The sequence below is a fragment of the Burkholderia sp. YIM B11467 genome, assembly GCF_052952715.1.
Genome location: NZ_JBQVSQ010000007.1, coordinates 177,839 through 203,062, shown reverse-complemented (window position 1 = coordinate 203,062; position 25,224 = coordinate 177,839). Strand labels below are relative to the sequence as shown.

Genomic DNA, 25,224 nt, shown 5'->3' with positions numbered 1-25,224 from the left:
GGCGGCCGGCGGCGGCGCCCACGCATCACGCGTGCAGCAGGCGGGCCGCTTCGCGCTGTTCGATCGCGACCGCGCGGCGGAACGCATCGCGATCCTCGGCACGCGCGACGTAATCGCCGAGCACGCCTTCGTGCGGCAGCAGATGCGCGTCGAGCGCGATCTTCAGCGTGCTGGCGAGCAGCAGGTCGGCCGCGGTGAAACGGTCGCCGACGAGCCACGGGCTATGGGCAAGCGCTTGTGCGAGGGCACGCTGTACGCGCGTGATGTTGCCCCAGCCGAACGCGACCGGATTGCCCGACGCGCCCGTGAATTTCTCGGCCATCGCCGGTTCGAGGCAGGTCGGCGTGAAGAACAGCCACTGCAGGAAACGGCCGCGCAGCGGATCGTCGGGTGCAATGCCGAGCCCGGCACCCGGGCAACGGTCGGCGAGATAGAGCAGTACGGCGCCCGATTCGGCGAACGGTGCGTTGCCATCGTCGAGCGCGGGCAGCTTGGCCATCGGGTTGACCTGCACGAACGCGTCGCTGCCCTGTTCGTGCGAGCGCAGGTCGATCGGCACGAGTTCGTACACCACGCCGATTTCCTCGAGCATCCACAACGCCCGGAATGCCCGGGTCTTGGGCCAGTAGTAGAGCTTCATCGCGCCTCCGCGTGTGGATGCAGGTGTCGGTCCGGTGGATGCTCAAGCGTACCCGAGCGCAGGAGGTTCGGACAGGGGCGCCCGGCCAGGTGTGCGAGTCTGGTTCGACGCGTTGTGTCGAACGGGAATCGGGCGGAAAGCCGGACAAAGCCTGCTGCAATAAGAGTTCAATAAATAACTAGTTATATTAAAACTAGTTATAAGTTACGCGAAAACTGACGCGCAGATCGGCATCTCTACAATGTGCCCCGGCCGATTCCGGAGCACCCACGCGCTTGGCAAAACAAGCCTCTGGCCGCAATCACCGCGCGTCGTGAGACGCTGAAATCAAGGAGACAAGTCACGCATGGCAAACGACGATCGCACCACGAGCATTCCGCGACGAACACCGGAATCGGCGGCAATGGTCGCCGAGGTGAAACGAGCGATGGCGATCACCGCGAAGGTCAACCGTCTGACGTTCGACGATGCGGCTGAAGTTCGCGCGTTGTTCAGCGAACTCGTCGGCACGCAGGTGGACGACGGCTTCGTGCTGATCCCGCCATTTCATGCGACGGGCGGCACCGGCATGAAGGTCGGGCGCAACGTGTTCGTCAACCAGAACTGCACGTTCTACGACCTGGGCGGGCTCGAGATCGGCGACGACGTGATGATCGGGCCGAACGTCAGCCTCATCACGTCAGGTCATCCCGTCGAACCTTCCCGGCGGCGCGACTTCGTTGTCGCGAAGCCGATCCTGATCGAACGGAATGTGCGGATCGGCGCCGGCGCGACGATCATCGGCGGAGTGACGGTCGGCGAGAATTCGGTCGTCGCGGCCGGGGCGGTCGTCACCAGGGACGTTCCCCCGAATACGCTGGTCGGCGGCAATCCGGCGACGGTCATCCGGTCGATTGCCGAATAGCGCCGCTCGGGAGCGCGTGCCTGTTCGACGATGCGTGGCCGGACGGGTGTGGACAACTCACCGCCAAGGCGACTCGAAACGCTGTGCATTTGAACGGTGAGGGTGCCGCGGAGGCCGTCTGGACGGGGCTTTGCGGTTATCGCTCGATTGCCGCGAGCCGATGCGCGGGCCGGTTCTGCCGATGTGGAGATGCAGGTTTCCTTGCGCGATCGGTTGTGGATATCCACACCCCGAAACGACTCGGCGCCCTGTGCATTTCACAGGTGAGGATGACCGGATGCCGCGAAACGCATGAAGAGGGTTGTGGACAACTCGTCCGCGAGACGAAGCGAAATGCTGTGAAATCCAACGGTGAGTGTCGGTGCCCGATCTCGCGACGCGCCCGCTGCAGCGCCGTTTCCCGGTCTTTGGCGTGGTTCCGGGCGCCGCGCATTCTAGCCGAACGCGCGCATGCGTGACTGAACCGCGAGTGTGCCGCGACGTGGATATTCAGTTCCGCAAGCCGCTCGAAGGGGTGTGCATTCTAACGGTGAGCGCAGGCGCGTGGTCTGCAACGTGCAGATTTCGCTGCGCATACCCGTGTTCTCAAGCAACTCGAAGCGCTGTGCAATTCAATGGTGAGCGTCTGCACGCGATCAGCGGAAAGCCCGCGAGGATGTGGCCATTCGGCTGCCGAAGCCGTCTGACATGCTGCGTGGGTCCGGCTCGGATGCCAGCACGCGAACGAAGACAGCACGGATTCCAGTATGGATATCCGGCCGCTGAAACAACTCGCGGCACTGTGTATTTTGAAGGTGAGCGCCGGCGCCCGATCGGACGGTGCGCGGTGTCAGGCGTGGGTTGCCGGTCGTCGGTGTGCTTCGAAACGCGCGTCCGCGATCGATCGGCCGATTCTCGTTCATGTGGATATCCTGCCCTCCGGCCCACTCGAAGCGCTGTGGTTTTCAACGGTGAGGGTCGGCGCGAGACCGGGTGGCAATGCCGGTTCCGGTGTGAACAACGGCCATCGCAGCCACTCGAAGCCCTGTGTATTTCAGCGGTGAGCGCGAGCCCCGCGACTGCGTGGCAGGCGGGTCCGACCTGGATATCCGGCCGGCGAGCGCACTCGCGATCCTGTGTATTCGAACGGTGACGATGAACGGCGAACCGACACAATGCGCCAATCCCGATGTGGATATCCGCCGTCGAAATCCACTCGCCGCGCTGTGAATGTCGACGGTGAGGGCCGGCGCCCGAGCGAATCGCAGACTGATGAAGGATGTGGACATCCCCGCCCAGACGCCAGTCGAAACGCTGTGTAATCGAACGGTGAGCGCGCGAGCCCGATCGGCCAGCGGGCGCGGCATTGTGGACATCCCGCGCCATCGACCAATCGGAACGCTGTGCATTCCGACGGTGAGGGTGACAGCCTCAAGCCGCCAAAACCCTTGTCACACGGGACGCCAGCGCCTGTCGCCACCCCGGCGGGTTGCCGTCCGAAGTGCTCCGGCTTTCAGCCAAGCCGCCCGACCGTCCCGACACCCCACCCATCCCGCCCCCACAGCCGCGCGCGAAAACTCTCTCAAATCCCGGTAAAAAGCTGCGCAGTTTTTCTCGCTGCGGGCCTGTCCGAGCAAGAAGAGAAAAAACATTCTCGTCTGCGCACGAAAAAATAGAGGCATTCGCTGCCGGTGGCCATACGTCGCCCGACGCCCCGCCGCGCAGCCCAGAACAGCACAATCAGGAGACATCCCCCATGACCGCCCGCTTGCCCATCGACGGCACGCCTGCCCTGTCCGACTACCGCCTGACCGACAACTTGACTGCGACGCGCGGCCGGATCTTCCTGACCGGCACGCAAGCGCTGGTCCGCCTGCTGCTGATGCAGCGCACGGTCGACGCCGAGCAGGGGCTCAACACGGCCGGCTTCGTCAGCGGCTATCGCGGCTCGCCGCTCGGCATGGTCGACCAGCAGCTGTGGAAGGCGAAGAAACTGCTCGACGGCAGCGGCGTGCGCTTCCTGCCCGCGATCAACGAGGAACTCGGCGGCACGGCCGTACTCGGCACGCAGCGCGTCGAGGCCGATCCCGAGCGCACGGTCGAGGGCGTGTATGCGATGTGGTACGGCAAGGGCCCGGGCGTCGATCGCGCCGGCGACGCGCTGAAGCACGGCAACGCGTACGGCTCGTCGCCGCACGGCGGCGTGCTGGTCGTCGCGGGCGACGATCATGGCTGCGTGTCGTCGTCGATGCCGCACCAGAGCGACTTCGCGATGATGGCGTGGCACATGCCGGTCGTGAACCCGGCGAACATCGCCGACATGCTCGAATTCGGACTGTACGGCTGGGCGCTGTCGCGCCATTCGGGCGCGTGGGTCGGCTTCAAGGCGATCTCGGAAACGGTCGAGTCGGGTTCGACCGTCGACCTCGACGCGCTGCAGACGCAGTGGCCGGCGCCGGCGGGCTTCACGCCGCCGGCGGGCGGACTGCACAACCGCTGGCCCGACCTGCCGAGCCTCACGATCGAGGCGCGCCTCGCCGCGAAGCTCGACGCGGTGCGCCATTTCGCGCGCACCAACAGCATCGACAAGTGGATCGCGCCGAGCGCGCAGGCGAACGTCGGCATCGTCACCTGCGGCAAGGCGCACCTCGACCTGATGGAAGCGCTGCGCCGCCTCGACCTGACGGTGGCCGATCTCGACGCGGCCGGCGTGCGGATCTACAAGGTCGGCCTGTCGTATCCGCTGGAGATGACGCGCATCGAGACCTTCGTCGACGGGCTCGCCGAAGTGCTCGTGATCGAGGAGAAGGGCCCGGTCATCGAGCAGCAGATCAAGGACACCCTGTACAACCGCACGGAAGGTGCGCGCCCGCGCGTGCTCGGCAAGCACGACGCGGCCGGCGCCTGCCTGCTGTCCGAGCTGGGCGAGCTGCGCCCGTCGCGCATCCTGCCCGTGTTCGCCGAATGGCTCGCGCGGCACAAGCCGGCGCTCGACCGCCGCGAACGCGTCGTCGATCTCGTCGCGCCGCAGATCCTGTCGAACGAGGCCGACGCGGTGAAGCGCACGCCGTACTTCTGCTCGGGCTGCCCGCACAACACGTCGACGAAGGTGCCGGAAGGCTCGATCGCGCAGGCCGGCATCGGCTGCCACTTCATGGCGTCGTGGATGGAGCGCGATACAACGGGGCTGATCCAGATGGGCGGCGAGGGCGTCGACTGGGCCGCGCACGCGATGTTCACGAACACGAAGCACGTGTTCCAGAACCTCGGCGACGGCACCTACTTCCACTCGGGCATCCTCGCGATCCGCCAGGCGGTCGCCGCGAAAGCGAACATCACGTACAAGATCCTCTACAACGACGCGGTCGCGATGACGGGCGGCCAGCCGGTCGACGGCAGCATCTCGGTGCCGCAGATCGCGCGGCAGGTCGAGGCGGAAGGCGTGTCGCGCTTCGTCGTCGTGTCCGACGAACCGGAGAAGTACGACGGCCATCACGGCCAGTTCCCGACGGGCACGACGTTCCATCACCGCAGCGAACTCGACGCCGTGCAGCGCGAGTTGCGCGAGACGCCGGGCGTCACCGTGCTGATCTACGACCAGACCTGCGCGGCCGAGAAGCGCCGCCGCCGCAAGAAAGGCGAATTCCCCGATCCGGACAAGCGTCTGTTCATCAACGACGCGGTGTGCGAAGGCTGCGGCGATTGCGGTGTGCAGTCGAACTGCCTGTCGGTCGAGCCGCTCGAAACGCCGCTCGGCCGCAAGCGCCGCATCGACCAGTCGTCGTGCAACAAGGACTATTCGTGCGTGAACGGCTTCTGCCCGAGCTTCGTGACGCTCGAAGGCGCGGCGCTGAAGAAGGCCGCGGGCGCGGCGTTCGACGAAGCGGCGCTCGCCGCGCGCGTCGACGCACTGCCGGTGCCGGCGACACATCTCGACGCGGCGCCGTTCGACATGCTCGTGACGGGCGTCGGCGGCACGGGTGTCGTGACGGTCGGCGCGCTGATCAGCATGGCCGCGCACCTCGAAGGCAAGAGCGCATCGGTGCTCGACTTCATGGGCTTCGCGCAGAAGGGCGGCTCGGTGCTGTCGTTCGTGCGGATCGCATCGAGCGACCAATGGCTGAACCAGGTGCGCATCGACACGCAGCAGGCCGACGTGCTGCTCGCGTGCGACATGGTCGTCGGCGCGAGCGCCGAAGCGCTGCAGACGGTGCGTCACGAGCGTTCGCGGATCGTCGTCAACACGCACCGGATCCCGAACGCGTCGTTCGTGCAGAACCCCGACGCGAACCTGCATGCGGATGCGCTCCTCGAAAAGATGCATCACGCGGCCGGCGACGGCTACCTGTCGAGCTGCGACGCGCAGGCGCTCGCCGCGAAGTTCCTCGGCGACTCGATCGGCGCGAACATCCTGATGCTCGGCTATGCGTGGCAGCTCGGCCTCGTGCCGGTGTCGCTCGCCGCGATGATGCGCGCGATCGAGCTGAACAACGTCGCGGTGCCGATGAACAAGCTCGCGTTCTCGATCGGCCGGATGTCGGCTGGTGACGCGGCGAGTCTCGATGCGTTGTGGAACGCGCGCCACACGGTGGCCGTGCACGCCGCGCCGGAGACGCTCGCCGAACTGATCGCCGATCGCGAAGCGCGTCTCGACGCGTACGGCGGCGCGCGCTACGTCGAGCGCTATCGTGTGCTGGTGACGGCGGCGCGTGCGAAGGGCGACGACGCGCTGACGCGCGCGGTCGCGACGACGTTCTACCGGCTGCTCGCGGTGAAGGACGAATACGAGGTCGCGCGGCTTTACACGGACGACGCATTCCGCACCGCGCTCGAGGCGCAGTTCGAAGGCGTGCCGGGGCAGGCCTATCGCGTGAAGTTCAACCTTGCGCCGCCGACGGTCGCGAAGGCCGGCAGCGACGGCAGCGCGCCGAAGAAGCGCGTGTTCGGCCAGTGGATGTGGCCGGTGTTCGGCATGCTGGCGCGTGTGCGCAGCCTGCGCGGCACGTGGCTCGATCCGTTCGGTCGCACCATCGAGCGCAGGATGGAGCGGGCGCTCGCCGACGACTACGAGACGACGCTCGCGCGTGCGCTGGCCGCGATGACGGCCGGCAATGCAGAGCAAGTCACGCGGCTGGCCGACCTGCATGCCCGCGTGCGCGGTTTCGGTCACGTGAAGGTGCGCAACCTGGCCGGCGTGAAGCGCGCCGAGCGCGAACTCGCGCTGCAGCTCGGCATCGACGCGGCGACGAGCGCGGCCGTGCAGCATGCGCTCGACGAGATGAAGGGCGCCGGCATGCTGAAGGGGATTCCGGTCGTCGTCGCGAAGTAACGCGAACGCGGGCGGATGCAAGAACGGCGACGCTGCGGCGTCGCCGTTTTTTTTATGGGCGGCTGCGCGCGGGCATCGGCCGGCCCGTCAGACAATGCCTTTCTTGCGCGTCGACAGCGCGGTTTCCGACAGGTCGATCTCGCGGATCAGCTTCGTCAGCGTCTCGTCGGAAATCTTGCTGTCGCTGCGCAGCCGGTACAGCACCGAGCGCTCCGCGCGGATCGCGGCGATCCGCATCTGCAGTTCCATCGTTTCGCTCTGCTTCGCTTCGGCGCGCGGCGTCGGGCCGTCCTCGGCGAGCGCGGCGAGCCGGCGGCGATACTGGTCCATCACGCGCGCGGAGATGTCCGCGCAGCGCGCGGCACCCGATTCGTCGAGATCGGCCGAAATCGCGTCGTGCGACGAATCGATCGCGCGGATCGCGGCCTGCGCGGCCGCCGAGCGCGCGGTGCGCTCCTCGTCGGCGAGCGGGTTGCGCGACGAACGCACGCCGCGCAGCAGCAGCGGCAGGCCGATCACCGCGACGACGAGCGAGCCGAGGATCACGGCCGACGCGATGAAGATCGCCGTGTCGCGCCCCGGCAGCGGTGCGCCGTCGGCGAGCGCGACCGGGATCGACAGCACGCCGGCGAGCGTGACCGCGCCGCGCACGCCGCCGACCGTCATCACCGCGATCGTGCGCACGCCGGCCATCGTACCCGCGAGGCCCTGGCGCGCGGCGCGGCGGCTCGCGATCCAGCGCAGCAGCCAGACCCACAGGAAGCGGATCGCATACAGCGCGAGCATCATCGCGCACACGTTGAAGATCATCCGGCCGACGAGCGCGTCGCTCGTATGGTGCGCGTCGACGAGCGCGCGGCCGATGATGTGCGGCAGCTGCAGCCCGAGCATGATGAACACCATGCCGTTGAACACGAACTCGATCATCGCCCACGTGCTTTCGGCACGCACGCGCGATGCGACGGTGCTTTTGCGCGAGAAGCTCGTGTAGTTCATCATCATCCCGGCCGACACGGCCGCCAGCACGCCCGACAGGTCGAGATGCTCGGCGAACAGGTAGGCCGCGAACGGCACGAGCAGCGTCATCACGATGCCGGGGGCCGGATCGCCTTCCTGCTCGGCGTTCAGGAAGCGCGTCGACAGCGCGCTGAACACCCACGACACGATCGCGCCCGTCGCGAGCCCGCCGGCGGCGACGATCACGAACGTGACCGACGCGGCCCGCAGCGAGAACATGCCCGTCAGCGCGGCCGCGATCGCGAACTTCAGCGCGACGAGGCCCGACGCGTCGTTCATCAGCGCCTCGCCTTCGAGGATGTGCATCAGTTGCGGCGGGATCCGGCCACGGCCGGCGATGCCGGCCAGCGCGACCGCATCGGTCGGCGACAGCACGGCCGCGAGCGCGAACGCGATCGGCAGCGGCAACTCGGGAATCAGCCAATGCGCGAAGTAGCCCACTGCGAGTACCGTCATGAACACGAGCCCGAATGCGAGCATCAGGATCGCGCGGCGCTGCAGGTACAGCTCGCGTTTCGGAATCCGCCAGCCGTCCGCGAACAGCAGCGGCGGAATGAACAGCAGCATGAAGATTTCGGGATCGAACGTGACGTGCAGGTTCAGCTTCGGCCATGCGAGCATCGCGCCGAACACGATCTGCATCAGCGGTAACGGCAGTTGCAACGGCAGCAGGCGCGTGACCGCGCCGGACAGCGCGACGGTCAGCAGCAGGATCAGGACGGTGAAGACGATTTCCATCGATACGGCGAATACGGGGAATGAAACGATCGTACGGAGTGTAGCGTGGCGGCGTGACGGGTGCGTTCGAGCGGCCGGTGCGTGCGCACGAAAATGGTGCATCGGACGTGCGCCACGGTGGTGCGGCAGTCCGGCGCGCCCGCACGGCATATGGGCTGAACGCACCTTGCACGGAGCTTGCTTGATGCTGGTCAGCCGTCCGGCACCGACCGGACAACCGAGGGTCCAACCATGACATTGCGCGCGTCGTCCGTTTCGTCGGTCGTCGCGCGCGAGTGCATCACCAGGAGGAAGGCATGACGATCGTGCAACAGGAGCGTCCGGCCGCCGCGTCGCCGTACCGGTTCGAGCGGGAGATGAGCTCCGGCCTCGAACGTCTGGCGACGCAACATCGCGACCTGACGCTCACGACCGTGTTCCAGCCGATATTCAGCCTGTCGCACCAGCGTGCGGTCGGCTACGAGGCGCTGTTGCGCGCACACGATGCGCTCGACCGCCCCGTGTCGCCGCTCGACGTGTTCGGCGAAGCCGCGCGCCAGGGCGAGCTGCTGCAGCTCGACCGGCTCGCGCAGGCGCTGCATCTCGAGAACTTCGCGCTGCTCGGCGCCGAGCGCGAGTGGCTGTTTCTCAACGTCCATCCGGGCGTGCTCACCGATCCGTTCCAGGCGGCCGCGCTGCTCGCGAACCTGAAGCGGCTCGGCATGCCGCCGCGCCGCATCGTGCTCGAAGTGCTCGAACAGCGCGCGGACGACGTCGAGCGGCTCGCCGAGGCCGTGCGCGAATTCCGCACGCATGGCTTCCTGATCGCGCTCGACGATTTCGGCGCGGGCCACTCGAACCTCGAACGGATCTGGCAACTGAACCCGGACATCGTGAAGCTCGACCGGATCATGTTGTCGCACGCGGCACACCGCACGGGGCTCACCGCGATCCTGCACGGGCTCGTGACGCTGCTGCACGAGGCCGGCAAGCTCGTGCTCGTCGAGGGGATCGAGACCGAGCACGAAGCGCAGATCGCGCTGTCGTGCGAGGCCGATTTCGTGCAGGGCTATTACTTCGGCCGCCCGGCCCCCGGGCTGCCCGACAGTGCGGCTGCGACGGGCTGCATTGGTGAGCTGACCGAGCGCTTTCGTCAGCAAACCGAAGTGCGCGAGCGGCGCGACGCGCAGCGGCTTGCACCGTACCTGCGCGCGTTCGAGCGCGCGGCCGAGCGTCTCGCGTCCGGCGAGCCGCTCGACGAGGTGTGCTGGAATTTCCTCGCGCTCGACGCGGCCGCGCGCTGCTTCCTGCTCGACGCGCACGGGCGGCAGTCGGGCCGCAACGTCGTGCTGCGCGCCGATCGCGCGCTGAGCGAGGCGCGCTTCTCGCCGCTCGCGGACGCGCAGGGCGCGAACTGGCTGCGCCGGCCGTATTTCCGCTCGGCGATCGCCGAACCGGGGCGCGTGCAGGTCACGCGGCCGTACCTGTCGATCAACGAGGCGCAGCCGTGCGTGACGCTGTCGGTGGCCGTGCGCGTCGGCGATGCGCAGCGCGTGCTGTGCGGCGATATCGACTGGGCCGACGACGAAGCGGACGCCGGTTAGCGTCGCCTGCGCTGCGTGCGGCGATCCTGGCGACCGGGGCGCACCGGCGCCGGCCGGCCGTTGCATTCGCCGCGCGCTTCCCCGAGAATGGCCCGATCGCGGCCGTCGTGACCGCGATCGCGCCGTCCCGGGGGCCACCATGGCGGCGAATAAAAGGACAACACAATGAAAAGACCGATTTCGCTGACCATCCTCGCGTGGATCATCATCGTGACCAACGCGATCACGTGCGTCTATACGCCGTTCTCGATCGGCATGCCGACCACCCAGGCGCTGCTGTCGCACTACCTGCTGCCCGTCTGGGCGACGCTCGGCGTCAGCGTGATCATCGAAGCCGCGAACGTCGTGATCGGCATCGCGATCCTCAAGGGCCGCGAGTGGTCGCGCAAGGCTTACATCGCGACGTCCGTGTTGGGCTTCGCGTTCTCGTTCGTCAACATGCCGGCATCGATGTTCGCGGTGCTGATTCCCGGCTTCCTGCTGTTCGCGCTGTTCATCTACCTGCTGTTCCGGCGTCCGGCGACCGCGTATTTCCGCCAGTCGCTCGCATGAGCTTCGTGCGCAATGCGCTGGCGATCGTGCTGTTCACGATTGCGGGCATGTGCGTGATTACCGCGCAGATGGGTGCGTTCATGCGGGTCGGCCAAACGGGCGTGATGTCCGGATTCATCGCCGCGCTGTTCGCGTTTTCGGCCGTGCTCTTCGCCGCGGGCGCGTTCGCCGGTGCGTTCCGGCCGCGCGCGCGGGGTGCCGGCATTGCGCTGCTCATCGCGACCGCGACCACCGCGCTCGGGATGATGGGCTGGGCGTCGTTCATGCTGGCGCCCGGGATCGTCGACGTGATGCAGCAGCAGGGCCTGGACCTGAACGCGCGGATGTTCCGGTTCGCGCCGGGCGCCGTGGTGACGGCCCTGTCCGCGCTGGCCGGCATGTGGCTCGTGCGGCGCGGCTGACTTTCGCGGCGCCCGGTACGCTGGCGCCCGTCACGCCGCTCGGCTAGGATGCGCGAATTGTCCTGACGAATCGCGAGCCGCCGATGAACCGAAACGCCGCTTCCTCCGTCCTCCTCGAGGTGATTGCCACGACAGTCGGCGATGCGAAAGCCGCCGCCCGCGCGGGCGCCGACCGCCTCGAACTCGTAACCGCGATCACCGAAGGCGGGCTGACGCCGAGCGTCGGCCTGATCGAGGCCGTCGTGGCCGCCGTGCCGATTCCCGTCAACGTGATCGTGCGCCCGCACAGCCGGTCGTTCGTCTACGACGCCGACGACCTGCGCGTGATCGAGCGCGACGTGCGCGCGGCCGTAGCGGCCGGCGCGAACGGTGTCGTGTTCGGCGCGCTCGACGCGCGCGGCGACATCGATGTCGGCGCACTGGCCCGCATCGCGGCGGCCGCGGATGGCCGCGCGCTGACGTTCCACCGTGCGTTCGACGTGTCGCGCGACCTCAACGCCGCATTCGACGCGCTGCTGCGCGTGCCGGCCGTCACGTCGGTACTGACGTCGGGCGGCCATCCGTCGGTGCTCGACGCGGCCGCGACGATCACGCGGATGGTGCGGCAGGCCGAAGGTTCGACGTGCACGGTGCTGGCCGGCTCGGGGCTCACGGTCGACGCAGTCGGCGAGTTCGTCCTGGCGACCGGCGTACGCGCGGTGCATTTCGGCTCGGGCGTGCGGCCGCGCGGCGAGGTGCTGGCGGGCGTCGACGTGCAGCTCGTCGAAAGGGTGCGCGCAGCGCTCGACGGCGCGGCGTCGCACGTGTGATCCGCGCGTAACGCGCACGGCCGCCGCACGCGCGTGCCCGACACGCAAAGACTCCACTTGGGAGAGAGGGCCACATGACGGACGCAACACACGACACGCAGGGCGGCGCGGACGATGACGGCGCGCCGGGCTGGGACGCGATCGACGGTGCGCTCGCGCGCCTCTATCCGGGCCAGGAGCCGAAGCATTACGGCACGCTGATCAAGTGGCGGCTCGGCGGCCCCGATCCGCTCGACGGGATCAGCGTGTGGAAGCGCGCGGAACCCGTGCCGCACTGGCATTTCGTCACGTACGGGTTGAGCGAGCTGTATGCGAAGGAGTCCGACGATCCGGCCGTCAGCGGCTTCGGGTTCGAGCTGACGATTCGCGTCGCCTGCGATGCCGGCGATGAGGAGCCGCCGCGCTGGGCGTTCAGCTTCCTGCAGAACCTCGCGCGCTACGTGTTCCAGAGCGGCAACGCATTCGACGACGGCCACTGGATGACGGCCAACGGCCCGATCGCGCTCGACACCGACACGGCGCTCTGCTCGATGGGCTTCGCGTTCGATCCGGAACTGCCGGCGATCGACACGCCGCACGGCCGCCTGGCGTTCCTGCAGATCGTCGGGCTGACGCTCGACGAGGAGCGCGCCGCGAAGCGCTGGCGCACGCGCGCGCTGCTCGACACGCTGCTGCCGCACTTGCCGCTGTGGGTGACCGATCTCGGCCGCGCGTCGCTGCTCGAGCGCGCGGACGTGCGTGCGCAGGTCGACGCCGGCACGCAGCGCGACGGCTCGGCGAGCGGCTACCTGTTCACCGACGTGCTGGGCTGGGAAACGCGCAAGCGGCTGCTGCGCGCGCCGGTCGTCGAGATTACCGTCGGCGCGCGGCAGGTCGACGAACTCGTCACGCTGTTGCCGTTGCGGCTGCCGTTCGACCGGCCGTTCCGGCTGGTCGGTCAGGCCGGCGCGGTACGGTTCGTGCGCGGCGACGCGAACGGCGTGACCGACGAGGACGGCACGCTGACGCTGCAGCTTACCGACACGACCGTGCAGGCGCTGGCGCGCACGCTGCAGCCGCGCGCCGGCGAGTATGCGGTCGACGGGCTCGACGGCGTGCGCTGGCGTGTCGAGAAGACCGTGATCCGCGACGCGCAGGGCAACGCGGTGCAGACGATCGGGTGACACGCGGCGGCGCACGTTCGAGCTACGTCTTCACCGTCACGTATTGCGCACGAACCAGGTTCGTTTCGCGGTGCCCAGCAACGTGCGATAGACCACCCACGACACGACGAAGGTCGCCGGCGCCGACAGCGATGCGGCGAACCCCGTTGCCTGGTTCAGCGCGAGTCCCGCGAACGCGCCGGAGAACCACGCGGTCAACCCGCCCGGGTTGAACGTCGGCACATGCGCGTCGCGGCATTCGACGTCGTCGCCGACGAGCTGCCCGTAACGCGTCGACAGGATGTGCGCGAGCGCGACGCCGACCCACGCGACGACGAAGATGCCCTGGTACGCGAGCGCCTGCAGGATCCGGGAGAAGATGTCGGCCATCATCAGCGCATAGACGACCGCGCCGACCACGAGCGCCCAGACGAATTTCGGCGCGCGCAGGCCGGCCACTTTCAGGAAGAACGCCTGCATGTTGACGGTCGCGAGGTAGTAGTTCGCGGTGTTGATGCGCGATTGCGTGACCCACACGAACAGCAGCCCCCACAGCCCCATCAGCTTCAGCAGCGCGAGCACGACCGACACTTCGGATAGCGTACCGAGCCCCGGAATCGTACTGACGAGATAAATGCCGGCCGCGCCGTTGACGAGGAACGTGACGAGATAGAACGGCATCCCGAAGTTGAAGCGGCCGTGATAGTCGGCGTCTTCCTTGCGCCCGAAACGCGCATAGTCGAACGTGAACATCATCAGCACCCACACGCCCATGTAGTAGACGAAGCAGTGCCACCAGCCGCCGGCCGGTGCGCCGCCGGCGGGGCCGAAATCGAGCCACGCGGCGTGGTAGCCGTACTCGGCCGTCGCGAGCCCGACGGCCGCGAGCAGCCCGAGCAGGTAGAACGGCAGCAGCACGCCGTTGAACTTGTCGAGCCAGTGCTGCACGCTGCCGAACACGAGCGGCACGCTGTAGCAAACGACGATCAGCGCGGCCCACTTGTAGTCGAGCGCCGGAAACTGGTGGTGCGCGGCGACCGCGATCACCGAGCCTTCGAACACCGCGTAGTAGATCGCCGTCGCAAAGAAGATCAGCGTCGCGAGTGCCGCGCCCGCGCTGCCGAACAGCACGCGCGAGAACAGCGCGACCGACAGGCCGGTGCGGATCGCGTAGCGGCTGATGATCGAATTGACGACGCCGTACGACACGACCGACAGCGCCATCCCGATCAGCGCGTTGCGCGCACCGTAGGTGAGCGCGAGCGTCGCGCCGACGACGATGTAGAACACCGCGCTGCACACGGCCCACCACGCCATCGTCAGCGAAAAGGGCGGCATGCGCGCGTGATCGGGAATGGCGAGCGTCGACAGGTCGAGATCCTCGTCGGTGCGTGCCTGAGCCAGGTTGGCCATGATCGTGCTCCTCGATGAGCAAAATTGCGAACGACGTCTCGGCCGCGGCACATGCGATCCGCAGGGCTGCCCCGACGTCGGGCGGGCAACCGGTCCGGCAGAAAAAACGCGCAAGCGCCCCCGCCGCGCGGCGCATGGCCGCGCGGGCGGGAAACGGATAGCGAAAAACGGAACGCGTGAAGCGCTGGCGGCGTGCGGCCGCAAACAGCGCCCGGCGCGACGGCCGGGCGCGCGGCGATCAGTCCCGCAGCACGGCGCGCAGCAGCGCGAGGCGTCGCTGGTATTCGCGGCGCGCCGCGAGCGCGTCGGCCATCGTCACGCGCACGAAGCGCGCGCGGTGGTTCGGCTGCATCTGGCCGATCAGGTCCATGTCGGCGCTGATGACCGTGCCGATCGTCGCATAGCCGCCGCCCGACACCGCATCGCGATGCAGGATGATCGGCTCGAGTCCGGCCGGCACCTGGATCGAGCCGATCGGGTAGCACGCGTCGACGATGTTCGACGGATCGGCGCCCGCGCCGAACGGCTGCTCGCGCGGCCGGAACTGCAGCGGGCGGCCGTTCCTGTAGCGGTAGCCGATGCGATCCGCTTCGGGCGCGACCGTCCATTCATCGTCGAAGAACGTCTGCGCCGATGCGTCGGTGAGCCGGTAGTGGTACAGGCCCGGCAGCACGCGCAGCTCGACCTGGCTGTCGAGCGGCCGGCTCACGGCCGCCGGCAGTTCGCGCCCCTCGCGGTGGGTGCCGTGCGCGGCGCCGATCGGCAGCCGGTCGCCTTTCTGCAGACGCCGGCCCGCATGGCCGCCGATCGCGCCGAGCGCATACGTCGAGCGGCTGCCGAGCACGACCGGCACGTCGATGCCGCCCGCGACGGCGAGGTACGCGCGTGCGCCGCCCTTCACGTAGTTGAACGACAGCACGCTGCCGGCGCGGATCCGCAGCGCGACGTTGCAGCGCTGCCCGACGCCGTCGATCTTCGGCGTCATCTCGGCGCCGGTGACCGCGATCAGCGCGTCGACATGGAACATCAGCTCGGGGCCGAGCAGCGTGCATTCGAGCACGGCCGCCTGTTCGGGATTGCCGACGAGCAGGTTCGCCGCGCGCGACGCGTACTGGTCGAGCGCGCCCGACGGCGGAATGCCGACGTGGTAATAGCCTTGCCGGCCCGTGTCCTGGACCGATGTCGCGAGGCCGGGTTTCACGACCTCGATCACGTTGTGCGCGTCAGCTTGCATGCAGCACCTCGACGAGAGAGCGGTTGTACGCGTCGGGATCGCGCAGGAATGCGTCGAGCGAGAACTTCACGGGGCGCACGCGCAGGGAGAAGGTGCCGGCATCGACCGCCGCGACGGCGGCGTCGTACGCCGCGCGGTCGATCGGCGTGAACTTCACGATGTCGCCGGGCCGGAAGAACACCATGAAATCGTGCAGGTAGTCGAGCCGCTGCGCGGGATCGAAGATCGGCGCCGGCGTCACGCCGAACATCTGGTAGCCGCCCGCGCCGCGCACCGAATAGATGCAGCCGAAACAGCCGCCGTGGCCGACGGTGAGCTTCGGCGTGTCGGTGCGCGGCCGCAGGTATTTCGGCACTTCGAGCTGGCGCGCGCGCTCGACCATCTGGTACATGAACGGCAGGCCCGCGACGAAGCCGACCATCGACACGAACCACGGCGAGCCCGAATGCGCGGCGATGAATTCGTCGACGCTTTGCTTGCCGTTGATGCGCGCCGCATATTCGAGATCGGTTGACGACGGATCCTGGTGGCGCTCGCGAAACCGCATCAGCGTTTCATGCGTCCACGGATCGTTGTAGAGCACGGGTATCTCGACGATGCGCGTGTCGAGTTCGAGCGATGCTTCGCCGACGTCGGCCTCGACCGTCTTCAGCAGCGCGACGAGCGCGTCGGGATCGATCACGTCCGGGTCGTAGCGCACCTGGTACGACGCGTTCGCCGGACAGATCTCGGTGATGCCCGGCACCGCGCGCCGCTGCAGTTCGCGCGTGATTGCCGTGCCCTTGAAGAACGCGTCGAGCGACATGGCTTCGCCGATTTCGACGAACACGAACTCGTCGCCGCCGAACGTATAGCGGGTCGTCACAGGGCCTCCCCGACGCGCACGGCGTCCTCGGTTGCATGCTCGCGCGCGGCGTCCGTCGCGGCTTCGCGCCACTGCGGCATCCACGCTTCGAGAAAATTCGTGTGGTAGCGTCCGGCGCGCACATCGTCGTCCGCGAGCAGCGCCACGTGCAGCGGCGCGGTGGTCTTCACGCCGCCGACGTGCAGTTCGCCGAGCGCGCGTGCGAGCCGTTGCAGCGCGGCCGCGCGGCTCTCGTCGTGCACGATCAGCTTCGCGAGCAGCGAATCGTAGAACGGCGGTACGACGTAGCCCGGATAGAGCAGCGAATCGACGCGCACGCCGGGGCCGGTCGGCCACTCCAGTGCATCGATCCGGCCGGGATTCGGGCGGAAATCCTGCAGCGGGTCCTCTGCGTTGATCCGGCATTCGAGCGCCGCGCCGCGCATCGCGATGTCCTGCTGCACGAAGCGCAGCGGTTCGCCGTCGGCGATGCGCAGCGTCTCGCGCACGAGATCGATGCCGGTGATCGCCTCGGTCACCGGATGCTCGACCTGGATGCGCGTGTTCATCTCGATGAAGTAGAACTCGCCGCGCGCGTCGTCGAACAGGTATTCGAGCGTGCCCGCGCTGCGATAGCCGACTTCGCGCGCAAGGCGCGTCGCCGATGCGCACAGTGCGTCGCGCTGCGCCGGTGCGAGCGACGGCGACGGTGCTTCCTCGAGGATCTTCTGGCGGCGGCGCTGCAGCGAACATTCGCGCTCGAACAGGTGGACGACGTCATGCCCGTCGCCGAGCACCTGCACCTCGATGTGCCGGGCGCGCGCGATGAAGCGTTCGAGATAGACGCCGCCGTCGCCGAACGCGGCCTGCGCCTCGCGCTGCGCGAGCGGCAGCTCGGCGTCGAGCTGCGCGGCGTCGTGCGCGACGCGGATGCCGCGCCCGCCGCCGCCCGCGGCCGCCTTGATCATGATCGGATAGCCGATGCGCGCGGCGACTTCCCGCGCTTCGTCGAGCGACTGCACGACGCCGTCGCTGCCGGGCACCGTCGGCACGTTCGCACGCCGCGCGGTGTCGCGGGCGCGCGCCTTGTCGCCCATCGTCGCGATCACCTGAGAATCCGGGCCGACGAAGATCAGCCCGGCCGCCTCGACCTGGGCGGCGAATGCGGCGTTCTCCGACAGGAAGCCGTAGCCCGGATGGATCGCGTCCGCACCGCATTGCCGCGCGGCGTCGAGGATCGCGGCGGGATTCAGGTAGCTCTTCGCCGCGTGCGACGGGCCGATGTGGATCGCTTCGTCGGCCATGCGCGCGGCGAGGCTGTCGCGGTCCGCGTCGCTGACCACGGCGACCGCGCGCATGCCGAGCTCGCGTGCCGCGCGAATCACGCGCACCGCGATTTCGCCGCGGTTCGCGACCAGTACGGTCTTGATCCGCGACGGGCGATAGAACGTGTCGGGGGAGGTTGCCGGCTTCATCGCGTCACCCCTCGATCCGCATCAGTACCTGGCCCGCGTCGACCGGTTCGCCGTCCTCGACGAGCAGCTCGACGACGCGGCCGGCCGCGTCGGCTTCGATCTCGGTGAACTGCTTCATCACTTCGACGAGGCCGACCACGGCGCCCGCGGCGACCGTCGCATCGACCGCGACGTAGTAGGCCGCATCGGGCGACGGGCGCCGGTAGAACGTGCCCGGCAACGGGCTGACGATATCGTGCAATGCCATCTGGCGTCTCCTTGAATCGGGTTCAGTGATGGGCGGCGAGCGGTCGCGGTCCCGCGGTCCGGATGCCTTCGCGGACCAGCGCATCGCGCGTCGCGTGCACGAGGTCGAGCGCGCCCGGCGTGTCGCTGTGGATGCAGACCGAATCGAAATCGATGTCGATGTCGTCGCCGTCGATCGTGCGCACCTTGCCGTCGATGCACGCGCGCAGCACCTTGTCGGCGACCTGCTGCGGGTCGAGGCGACCGACGCGGCGCGTGAACACGATCGAGCCGCTGCGGTCGTAGTCGCGGTCGGCGTAGAACTCGCGGATCACCGGCTGTTCGTACTCCATTGCCACGCGATAGGTAACCGATGCTTCCATGCAGTACAGCCACAGGCCGGGGTCGACGCGCTGCAGCGTCTCGATCAGCAGCCGCGAGAACGCTTCATTGGATGCCGCATGCATGTAGAGCGCGCCGTGCGGCTTGACGTGCTGCAGGCTCACGCCGTTCAGGCGCGCGAATTCGCGTAGCGCGCCGAGCTGGTACAGGATGTCGTGGACGAGCGCCTGCGGCGTTTCGGTGATCGTGCGGCGGCCGAAGCCGACCAGATCGCGAAAGCCCGGATGCGCGCCGATGCCGACGCCGGCGTCGCGCGCGAGTTGCACCGTGCGCGCCATGATGTTCGGATCGCCGGCATGAAAGCCGGTGGCGATGTTCGCCGAGCTGATGAGCGGCATGATCTGCTCGTCGACGCCGTCGCCGATCGTCCACGGGCCGAAACCCTCGCCCATGTCGGAATTCAGGTCGACACTGTGCTTCCTCATACGGTTCGTTCCTCCAGGTTCTCCGGTCTCGTTTGCGCCGGGGCGCGGGCCGAAACCGTGTTGAACGCAGGTTAGCCGTGCGGGGTGCGTCAAAATAGTTCTATTTTTATATGCGACCGTATCGATTTTTCAGATATCGCGGGAATCGGCCGCGCAGCGCCGCCACAGGCCCGTGTGCGTGGGTCGGGCGGTCACGGATTGCCGCCGGCGGAGCGGTTGATATGATGTTTGCCGTGTGCCCATCAGTTTTCCACCGGACATGGCCCTGACTCTCAGACAGCTCAAGTACTTCGTCGCGACCGCCGAGCTCGGACAGATCTCGCAGGCCGCGATCCAGCTCACGATCTCGCAGTCGGCCGTGACGAGCGCCATCAAGGAGCTGGAGGACAGCCTCGGCACGCAGCTGTTCCTGCGCACGTCGGCGGGCGTGACGCTCACGGATACCGGGCGGCGCTTTCTCAATCATGCGTACACGATCCTGTCGTCGGTCGACGAGGCGATGCGGATCCCGAACCTCGAAAGCACGCTGACGGGCACGCTCGCGATCGCCGCGAGCTACACGGTGCTCGGCTACTTCCTGCCGCATCACGTGCTGCGGTTGAAGACGCTCTATCCGCGCCTGACGATCCACCTGCATGAACTGAACCGCGAGTCGATCGAGGAAGGGCTGATCGCGGGCCGCTACGACATGGCCGTGCTGCTGACGTCGAACGTGTCGAATCCCGAGCTCGTGCTGGAGCCGGTGATCCATTCGGTGCGCCGGCTGTGGGTCGGCGCGCATCATCCGCTGCTCAGGCGCGAGAGCGTCACGTTCGCGGAGGTCGCACACGAGCCGTTCGTGATGCTGACGGTCGACGAGGCCGGACAGACGGCGCTGCGCTACTGGAACGAGACGCCGTACCGGCCGAACGTGATCCTGCGCACGTCGTCGGTCGAGGCCGTGCGCAGCATGGTCGCGAACGGCAGCGGCGTCGCGATCCTGTCCGACATGGTGTATCGCCCGTGGTCGCTCGAAGGGCGGCGTATCGAGACGATCGTGCTGCGCGACCCGGTGCCGCCGATGAGCGTCGGCCTCGCGTGGCGCAAGAACATCGAGTTGAGCCCCGCGATGCACGCGGTGCGCGACTACTTCAGGCACACGTTCATGGAGCCGCGCGCGCTGGGCGGCGCGACCTGAGTGCGCGGCGAACCCGCATGAAAAAAGCCGGGACGCATCCCGGCTTTTTTCTTCGGTGGACGAATCCGCCGTGCGTTGCGCTTACGCGCTGGCCGACATCGCGTCCGCGTCGCTTGCGCGGATGCCGAGGCGTTCGAACAGCGCGCGATCCTTCTGCGATTGCGGGTTGCTGGTCGTCAGCAGCTGGTCGCCGTAGAACATCGAGTTCGCGCCGGCGAGGAAGCACATTGCCTGCAGCCCGTCGTCGAGCTGCTCGCGGCCGGCCGACAGGCGCACGACAGCCTTCGGCATCGTGATGCGCGCGACCGCGATCGTGCGCACGAACTCGAACGGGTCGAGCGGCGCGGTGCCTTCGAGCGGCGTGCCTTCGATCGCGACGAGGTTGTTGATCGGCACCGAATCCGGATACGGGTTCAGGTTCGCGAGCTGCGAGATCAGGCCCGCGCGTTCGCGGCGCGATTCGCCCATCCCGATGATGCCGCCGCAGCACACGTTGATGCCGGCGTCACGCACGCGGTCGAGCGTGTCGAGGCGGTCCTGGTACGTACGCGTCGAGATCACCTGGCCGTAGAACTCCGGCGACGTGTCGAGGTTGTGGTTGTAGTAGTCGAGGCCTGCGGTCGCGAGCTGCTGCGCCTGCTCGTCTTCCAGCATGCCGAGCGTCATGCAGGTTTCGAGGCCGAGTTCCTTCACGCCGCGCACCATCTCGGTCAGCGCCGGCATGTGACGCTCCTTCGGGTTGCGCCACGCGGCGCCCATGCAGAAGCGGCTCGCGCCGTTCGCCTTCGCCGCGCGCGCGGCGTCGAGCACCGCGTCGACGTCCATCAGCTTTTCGGCCTTCAGGCCCGTGTCGTGATGCGACGACTGCGAGCAGTAGCCGCAATCTTCCTCGCAGCCGCCCGTCTTGATCGACAGCAGCGTCGACAACTGCACCGCGTTCGCATCGAAGTGCTCGCGATGCACCTGCTGTGCGCGGAAGATCAGATCGTTGAACGGCAGTGCGAACAGCGCGACGACGTCGGCGACGCGCCAGCGCTGCGGGGCCGGTGCGGCCACGGGAATCGCGTCGGGTTGCACGGCGGCGGTCTGGGCTTGGGTCATTTCGTTTTCCTGTCCTGGGCGGGAGTGGGGATTCGGTTGGGTCAACGCTGTGCGGTACGCAGCGACTCGACGAGCGCGTCGATGTCGAGCATCGCCGCGGCGGATTCGGGCGCGGCCGGCGCCATGTACGGAATGCGGCCGATCAGCGGTGCGCGGTGCTCGCGTGCGAGCCAGTCGCGCAGCGTCGCGACGTTCTCGTCCGGGAACGACATCGCCGGGTCGACATGATTCGCGACCCAGCCCGCCAGCGTGAGGCCGCGCTGGCGAATCGCGTCGGCCGTCAGCAGCGCATGGCTGATGCAGCCGAGCCGCACGCCGACCACCATCACGACCGGCACGCCGAGCGCGACCGCGAGGTCGGCCATGTCGCGCGTGTCGGTGAGCGGCACGCGAAAGCCGCCGGCGCCTTCGACGACGACGATGTCCGCGCGCGTCAGCGCCTCGCGATGGCACGCGACGATCGTGTCGATGTCGAGCGTCACGCCTTCCTGTGCGGCGACGATGTGCGGTGCGGCCGGCGCTTTCAGCAGGAACGGCGTGCGCAGTTCGGGCGGCAGCACGACGTTCGCGGCCGCGTCGAGCTGGTCGGCATCCTCGTTGTGCCAGACGCCGTCGCGCTCGTACGCGCCGGCCGCGACGGGCTTCAGCGCGGCCGCGCGCAGGCCGAGCCGTGCGAAGCCGTGCAGCATCGCGGCCGATACGAAGGTCTTGCCGATTTCGGTGTCGGTGCCGGTGACGAAGAGCGAAAGGGGGGCCGTCATGCTGCAGTCTCCCGCCGGGCCGCCCCAAGGGAGGCTGCAGCCCCCTCGGGGGGCAGCGAACGAGAGTGAGCGTGGGGGTGGTCCGGCTTCTCGCTGGCTTCGATCAATGCAGTCTCGAGTCGCGCGAGATCGTCGAACGAATGCGCGGCCGACAGCGACACGCGCAGTCGCGACGTGCCGGCCGGCACCGTCGGCGGCCGGATCGCGGGCACCCACAGGCCGTGCGCGTCGAGCGCGCGCATCGCCGCGAGCGTCGCGTCGTTGCTGCCGATCACGAGCGGCTGCACGGCCGTGTGCGAATCGACCGGCTGCCAGCGCGTGTTGCGCAGCAGCGCGCGGGTGCGCTCGATTAGCGCGGCGAGATGCGCGCGGCGCGCGTCGCCTTCGTCGCCCGCGATCACCTTCAGGCTGGCCGATACCGCATGCGCGACGGCGGGCGGCGCGGCCGTCGTGAAGATGTAGCTGCGCGCACGCTGGATCAGCCATTCGATCACGGTCTCGTGCGCGATGACGAAGGCGCCCGCGACGCCGGCCGCCTTGCCGAGCGTGCCGACGTAGACGAGATTCGGCGAACGCAGCGCGGCGGCCGCGAGCGCGCCGCGGCCCTGCGGGCCGAGCACGCCGAAGCCGTGCGCATCGTCGACGACGAGCCACGCGCCGTGGCGTTCGGCCAGCGCGACGAGTTCGGCGAGCGGCGCGAGGTCGCCGTCCATGCTGAACACGGTATCGCTGACGATCAGTTTCGTTTCGGCGTCGGACGCGTCGAGCAGCGCGCCGAGCGCGGCCGTGTCCGCGTGCGGATAGACCTGCACGTTCGCGCGCGACAGCCGCATGCCGTCGATCAGCGATGCGTGGTTCAGCGCGTCGGAGAAGATCGTCGCGCCTTTGCCGGTGAGTGCCGTCATCGCGGCGAGGTTCGCCATGTAGCCGGTGCTGAAGTACAGCGCGCGCGGCGCGTCGGAGAAGCCGCCCGCGAAGCCCGCGAGTTCGTCCTCGAGCGTCGCGTGCGCACGCGAATGGCCGCCGAGCAGGTGCGAGCCGCCGCTGCCGGAACCATAGCGCTGCGCACCTTCGCCGAATGCGGCGACGAGCGCCGGATGCGCGGCGAGGCCGAGGTAGTCGTTGCTCGCGAAGCCGACGATCTCGCGGCCGTCGACGGTCATGCGCGCGTCGCACGCGGTATCGGCGGTGCGTCGCACGCGGCGCAGCCCTTGCGCATCGAGATCGGCGAGGCCGCGCTGCAGGGTGTCGAGCAGGCTCATCGTGCAACCTCCGCCAGCGTTGCGTCGAGCGTGTCGCGCGTGCGCTGCGCGAGCCATGCGATGTCGTCGTCGCTCATCACGTACGGCGGCATCAGGTACACGGTCGTGCCGATCGGGCGCAGCAGCAGCTCGCGTTCGAGCGCGCGTTCGAAGAAGCGCCGCGAGAAGCCGCGCGCCGCGCCGCCGTCGAGCGCGACGTCGAACGCGAACAGCGTGCCGCGCTCGCGCAGGTGGCGCACCTGCGGGTGCGTGTCGAGCGGCGCGAGCGCGGTGCGCATCGCGGCCGACTTGCGGGCGTTTGCCGCGAGCACGTCGTCGCGCGCGAACAGGTCGAGCGTCGCGACCGCCGCGCGGCACGCGAGCGGGTTGCCGGTGTACGAATGCGAGTGCAGGAAGCCGCGCGTCGTGTCGTCGTCGTAGAACGCCGCGAACACGTCGTCACGCGTGAGCACGAGCGACAGCGGCAGGTAGCCGCCGCTGATGCCTTTCGACAGGCACATGAAATCGGGCCAGACGCCAGCCTGCTCGCACGCGAAGAAGGTGCCGGTACGGCCGCAGCCGACCGCGATCTCGTCGGCGATCAGGTGCACGCCGAATTCGTCGCACAGCGCGCGCAGGCCGCGCACGTACGACGGATCGTGCATGGCCATGCCGGCCGCGCACTGCACCAGCGGCTCGACGATCAGCGCGGCGATCCGGTCGCCGCGTTCGACGAACAGGCGACGCACGTCGGCGAGCGCGCGGCCCGCGACGTCGGCGGCCGTCTCGCCCGGCAGCGCGCCGCGCGCATCGGGCGACGCGACGACGTGCGCATGGCGGATCAGCGGGTCGTACGCGTCCTTGAACAGCGCGACGTCGGTCACGCCGAGCGCGCCGATCGTCTCGCCGTGATAGCTGTTCGCGACGCACACGAATTCCTGCTTGCCCGCGCGGCCGCGGTTGCGCCACGCGTGGAAGCTCATCTTCAGCGCGATCTCGACGGCCGACGCGCCGTCCGACGCGAAGAACGCATGGCCGAGCGTGCGCGCGGTGAGCGCGTGCAGCCGCTCGGCGAGCTCGATCGCGGGCTCGTGCGTGCAGCCGGCGAGCATCGCGTGCTCGAGCGTGTCGAGCTGGTCCTTCAGCGCCGCGTTGATGTCCGGGTTCGCATGGCCGAACAGGTTGACCCACCACGAGCTGATCGCGTCGAAGTAGCGGCGGCCGTCGCGGTCGTACAGCCATACGCCCGCACCGCGCGCGACGGGAACGAGCGGCAGGCGCTCGTGGTGCTTCATCTGGGTGCAGGGGTGCCAGACCGCGCGCAGGCTGCGCGCGACCCAGTCGTCGGTGGCTGGCGTACTCAAGGCAACTCCGGAGGCTAAAACGGCCGCGCGGCATCGACGGGATGCCGCGCGGCAGATACGAAAACGCGCTGAGATTAGCGTGTTCCGCGCGACGTTGCACTAGCGGTTACAAACACCGCAAAGCCTTACGGGGCGGGAGTTCGGCGCAGATCGGAGCGGCTCGGAACGGAACGGATCGGATGCCCGGAAATGACGGCAGATGACGACGTTCGAGTAAGACCCCCCGACAGAAAAAAATCGTGGGGCGGCATGCGGTGCGATCGCGAAAAATCGGGGATCGAAGGGGCGCGGCGGAGGGAAGCGATACCACGCGCGAAGGGTGGCGGCGGAATGGTCTGCGGAATCAGGCGAGGGAGCGGACCGCCGGAACGGCAGGTGATGGCGAGACGGCGCAAGCGCGTAGACGGCGACGCGCGAGGCGATCACGCACGGAAGAATGAGGGATGAGGGGCGAGACGGGAAGCGGGA

At 68.4% G+C, this 25,224-nt stretch carries 20 protein-coding genes; 8 read left to right on the top strand and 12 right to left on the bottom strand.

Features of this window, described 5'->3' with window-relative positions:
• Positions 1–25 precede the first annotated feature (25 nt).
• Positions 26–640, bottom strand: coding sequence for a glutathione S-transferase family protein (locus ACTRWB_RS24175; RefSeq protein WP_446903390.1), 615 nt, complete (start codon positions 638–640; stop codon positions 26–28).
• Between the two features lie 346 nt (positions 641–986).
• On the opposite strand from ACTRWB_RS24175, the gene ACTRWB_RS24170 reads away from it, so the two are divergent.
• Together ACTRWB_RS24170 and ACTRWB_RS24165 are read left to right on the top strand one after the other, a co-directional pair.
• Positions 987–1,544 (top strand): sugar O-acetyltransferase, encoded by a 558-nt coding sequence (locus ACTRWB_RS24170; RefSeq protein WP_446903389.1) that lies wholly within the window; start codon positions 987–989, stop codon positions 1,542–1,544.
• A gap of 1,735 nt (positions 1,545–3,279) precedes the next feature.
• Positions 3,280–6,852 carry an indolepyruvate ferredoxin oxidoreductase family protein gene (locus ACTRWB_RS24165; protein ID WP_446903388.1) on the top strand — a complete coding sequence of 1,191 codons (3,573 nt, stop codon included), beginning with the start codon at positions 3,280–3,282 and terminating at the stop codon, positions 6,850–6,852.
• Between the two features lie 87 nt (positions 6,853–6,939).
• Here ACTRWB_RS24165 and ACTRWB_RS24160 read toward each other — a convergent pair whose 3' ends face one another.
• Positions 6,940–8,607 carry a Na+/H+ antiporter gene (locus ACTRWB_RS24160; protein ID WP_446903387.1) on the bottom strand — a complete coding sequence of 556 codons (1,668 nt, stop codon included), beginning with the start codon at positions 8,605–8,607 and terminating at the stop codon, positions 6,940–6,942.
• Between the two features lie 296 nt (positions 8,608–8,903).
• On the opposite strand from ACTRWB_RS24160, the gene ACTRWB_RS24155 reads away from it, so the two are divergent.
• The 5 genes from ACTRWB_RS24155 (at position 8,904) to ACTRWB_RS24135 (ending at position 13,115) form a co-directional block, all read left to right on the top strand.
• Positions 8,904–10,190: a sensor domain-containing phosphodiesterase gene (locus tag ACTRWB_RS24155; protein ID WP_129513106.1), complete on the top strand. Its 1,287-nt coding sequence runs from the start codon at positions 8,904–8,906 to the stop codon at positions 10,188–10,190.
• 165 nt (positions 10,191–10,355) lie between these two features.
• Positions 10,356–10,742 carry a hypothetical protein gene (locus ACTRWB_RS24150; RefSeq protein ID WP_419685409.1) on the top strand — a complete coding sequence of 129 codons (387 nt, stop codon included), beginning with the start codon at positions 10,356–10,358 and terminating at the stop codon, positions 10,740–10,742.
• Positions 10,739–11,143: a hypothetical protein gene (locus ACTRWB_RS24145; RefSeq protein WP_129513104.1), complete on the top strand. Its 405-nt coding sequence runs from the start codon at positions 10,739–10,741 to the stop codon at positions 11,141–11,143. The genes ACTRWB_RS24150 and ACTRWB_RS24145 overlap by 4 nt, the downstream gene beginning before the upstream one ends.
• An 83-nt stretch (positions 11,144–11,226) precedes the next feature.
• Positions 11,227–11,952, top strand: coding sequence for a copper homeostasis protein CutC (locus ACTRWB_RS24140; RefSeq protein WP_446903386.1), 726 nt, complete (start codon positions 11,227–11,229; stop codon positions 11,950–11,952).
• Between the two features lie 74 nt (positions 11,953–12,026).
• Positions 12,027–13,115: a suppressor of fused domain protein gene (locus ACTRWB_RS24135; protein WP_446903385.1), complete on the top strand. Its 1,089-nt coding sequence runs from the start codon at positions 12,027–12,029 to the stop codon at positions 13,113–13,115.
• A gap of 36 nt (positions 13,116–13,151) precedes the next feature.
• Here the strand turns inward: ACTRWB_RS24135 and ACTRWB_RS24130 are convergent, their stop codons facing one another.
• The 6 genes from ACTRWB_RS24130 to ACTRWB_RS24105 form a co-directional block, all read right to left on the bottom strand.
• Positions 13,152–14,507, bottom strand: a complete 1,356-nt coding sequence (locus tag ACTRWB_RS24130) for a purine-cytosine permease family protein (RefSeq protein WP_446903384.1) — start codon at positions 14,505–14,507, stop codon at positions 13,152–13,154.
• Between the two features lie 238 nt (positions 14,508–14,745).
• Complete coding sequence (locus ACTRWB_RS24125) at positions 14,746–15,741, bottom strand: 5-oxoprolinase subunit C family protein (RefSeq protein WP_193099244.1); 996 nt, start codon at positions 15,739–15,741, stop codon at positions 14,746–14,748.
• A complete protein-coding gene (locus ACTRWB_RS24120; RefSeq protein ID WP_446903383.1) occupies positions 15,731–16,606 on the bottom strand; it encodes a 5-oxoprolinase subunit B family protein in 876 nt (291 codons plus the stop codon). Before ACTRWB_RS24120 ends, ACTRWB_RS24125 begins: the two co-directional genes overlap by 11 nt.
• Positions 16,603–18,060, bottom strand: coding sequence for an acetyl-CoA carboxylase biotin carboxylase subunit (locus ACTRWB_RS24115; RefSeq protein WP_446903382.1), 1,458 nt, complete (start codon positions 18,058–18,060; stop codon positions 16,603–16,605). Before ACTRWB_RS24115 ends, ACTRWB_RS24120 begins: the two co-directional genes overlap by 4 nt.
• A gap of 4 nt (positions 18,061–18,064) precedes the next feature.
• Positions 18,065–18,307, bottom strand: a complete 243-nt coding sequence (locus ACTRWB_RS24110; RefSeq protein WP_129513097.1) for an acetyl-CoA carboxylase — start codon at positions 18,305–18,307, stop codon at positions 18,065–18,067.
• 22 nt (positions 18,308–18,329) lie between these two features.
• Positions 18,330–19,112: a 5-oxoprolinase subunit PxpA gene (locus ACTRWB_RS24105; protein ID WP_446903381.1), complete on the bottom strand. Its 783-nt coding sequence runs from the start codon at positions 19,110–19,112 to the stop codon at positions 18,330–18,332.
• Between the two features lie 259 nt (positions 19,113–19,371).
• Between ACTRWB_RS24105 and ACTRWB_RS24100 the strand changes: the two genes are divergently transcribed.
• Entirely contained in the window at positions 19,372–20,289 is a 918-nt protein-coding gene (locus ACTRWB_RS24100; RefSeq protein WP_176049534.1) for a LysR family transcriptional regulator, read from the top strand.
• A gap of 81 nt (positions 20,290–20,370) precedes the next feature.
• On the opposite strand, the gene bioB is transcribed toward ACTRWB_RS24100, so the two are convergent.
• Genes bioB through bioA form a run of 4 tightly spaced genes read right to left on the bottom strand, consistent with a single transcriptional unit; the run spans position 20,371 to position 24,756 of the window.
• Positions 20,371–21,390 (bottom strand): biotin synthase BioB, encoded by a 1,020-nt coding sequence (gene bioB, locus ACTRWB_RS24095; RefSeq protein ID WP_193099238.1) that lies wholly within the window; start codon positions 21,388–21,390, stop codon positions 20,371–20,373.
• Positions 21,391–21,431: 41 nt separating this feature from the next.
• Positions 21,432–22,151, bottom strand: a complete 720-nt coding sequence (gene bioD / locus ACTRWB_RS24090) for a dethiobiotin synthase (protein ID WP_446903380.1) — start codon at positions 22,149–22,151, stop codon at positions 21,432–21,434.
• Positions 22,148–23,413: an 8-amino-7-oxononanoate synthase gene (gene bioF / locus ACTRWB_RS24085; protein WP_446903379.1), complete on the bottom strand. Its 1,266-nt coding sequence runs from the start codon at positions 23,411–23,413 to the stop codon at positions 22,148–22,150. Before bioF ends, bioD begins: the two co-directional genes overlap by 4 nt.
• Positions 23,410–24,756 (bottom strand): adenosylmethionine--8-amino-7-oxononanoate transaminase, encoded by a 1,347-nt coding sequence (bioA, locus tag ACTRWB_RS24080; RefSeq protein ID WP_446903378.1) that lies wholly within the window; start codon positions 24,754–24,756, stop codon positions 23,410–23,412. The genes bioF and bioA overlap by 4 nt, the downstream gene beginning before the upstream one ends.
• Positions 24,757–25,224: the final 468 nt, after the last annotated feature.

What these genes read in the sequence shown, in the direction of transcription:
- ACTRWB_RS24160 (WP_446903387.1), bottom strand. Translation starts at nt 8,607, where the DNA reads ATGGAAATCGTCTTCACCGTCCTGATCCTGCTGCTGACCGTCGCGCTG.
- ACTRWB_RS24100 (WP_176049534.1), top strand. Translation starts at nt 19,372, where the DNA reads ATGGCCCTGACTCTCAGACAGCTCAAGTACTTCGTCGCGACCGCCGAG.
- ACTRWB_RS24155 (WP_129513106.1), top strand. Translation starts at nt 8,904, where the DNA reads ATGACGATCGTGCAACAGGAGCGTCCGGCCGCCGCGTCGCCGTACCGG.
- ACTRWB_RS24175 (WP_446903390.1), bottom strand. Translation starts at nt 640, where the DNA reads ATGAAGCTCTACTACTGGCCCAAGACCCGGGCATTCCGGGCGTTGTGG.
- ACTRWB_RS24135 (WP_446903385.1), top strand. Translation starts at nt 12,027, where the DNA reads ATGACGGACGCAACACACGACACGCAGGGCGGCGCGGACGATGACGGC.
- ACTRWB_RS24140 (WP_446903386.1), top strand. Translation starts at nt 11,227, where the DNA reads ATGAACCGAAACGCCGCTTCCTCCGTCCTCCTCGAGGTGATTGCCACG.
- ACTRWB_RS24130 (WP_446903384.1), bottom strand. Translation starts at nt 14,507, where the DNA reads ATGGCCAACCTGGCTCAGGCACGCACCGACGAGGATCTCGACCTGTCG.
- ACTRWB_RS24110 (WP_129513097.1), bottom strand. Translation starts at nt 18,307, where the DNA reads ATGGCATTGCACGATATCGTCAGCCCGTTGCCGGGCACGTTCTACCGG.
- ACTRWB_RS24170 (WP_446903389.1), top strand. Translation starts at nt 987, where the DNA reads ATGGCAAACGACGATCGCACCACGAGCATTCCGCGACGAACACCGGAA.
- ACTRWB_RS24125 (WP_193099244.1), bottom strand. Translation starts at nt 15,741, where the DNA reads ATGCAAGCTGACGCGCACAACGTGATCGAGGTCGTGAAACCCGGCCTC.
- bioB (WP_193099238.1), bottom strand. Translation starts at nt 21,390, where the DNA reads ATGACCCAAGCCCAGACCGCCGCCGTGCAACCCGACGCGATTCCCGTG.
- bioF (WP_446903379.1), bottom strand. Translation starts at nt 23,413, where the DNA reads ATGAGCCTGCTCGACACCCTGCAGCGCGGCCTCGCCGATCTCGATGCG.
- ACTRWB_RS24145 (WP_129513104.1), top strand. Translation starts at nt 10,739, where the DNA reads ATGAGCTTCGTGCGCAATGCGCTGGCGATCGTGCTGTTCACGATTGCG.
- ACTRWB_RS24105 (WP_446903381.1), bottom strand. Translation starts at nt 19,112, where the DNA reads ATGAGGAAGCACAGTGTCGACCTGAATTCCGACATGGGCGAGGGTTTC.
- ACTRWB_RS24165 (WP_446903388.1), top strand. Translation starts at nt 3,280, where the DNA reads ATGACCGCCCGCTTGCCCATCGACGGCACGCCTGCCCTGTCCGACTAC.
- ACTRWB_RS24150 (WP_419685409.1), top strand. Translation starts at nt 10,356, where the DNA reads ATGAAAAGACCGATTTCGCTGACCATCCTCGCGTGGATCATCATCGTG.
- bioD (WP_446903380.1), bottom strand. Translation starts at nt 22,151, where the DNA reads ATGACGGCCCCCCTTTCGCTCTTCGTCACCGGCACCGACACCGAAATC.
- ACTRWB_RS24115 (WP_446903382.1), bottom strand. Translation starts at nt 18,060, where the DNA reads ATGAAGCCGGCAACCTCCCCCGACACGTTCTATCGCCCGTCGCGGATC.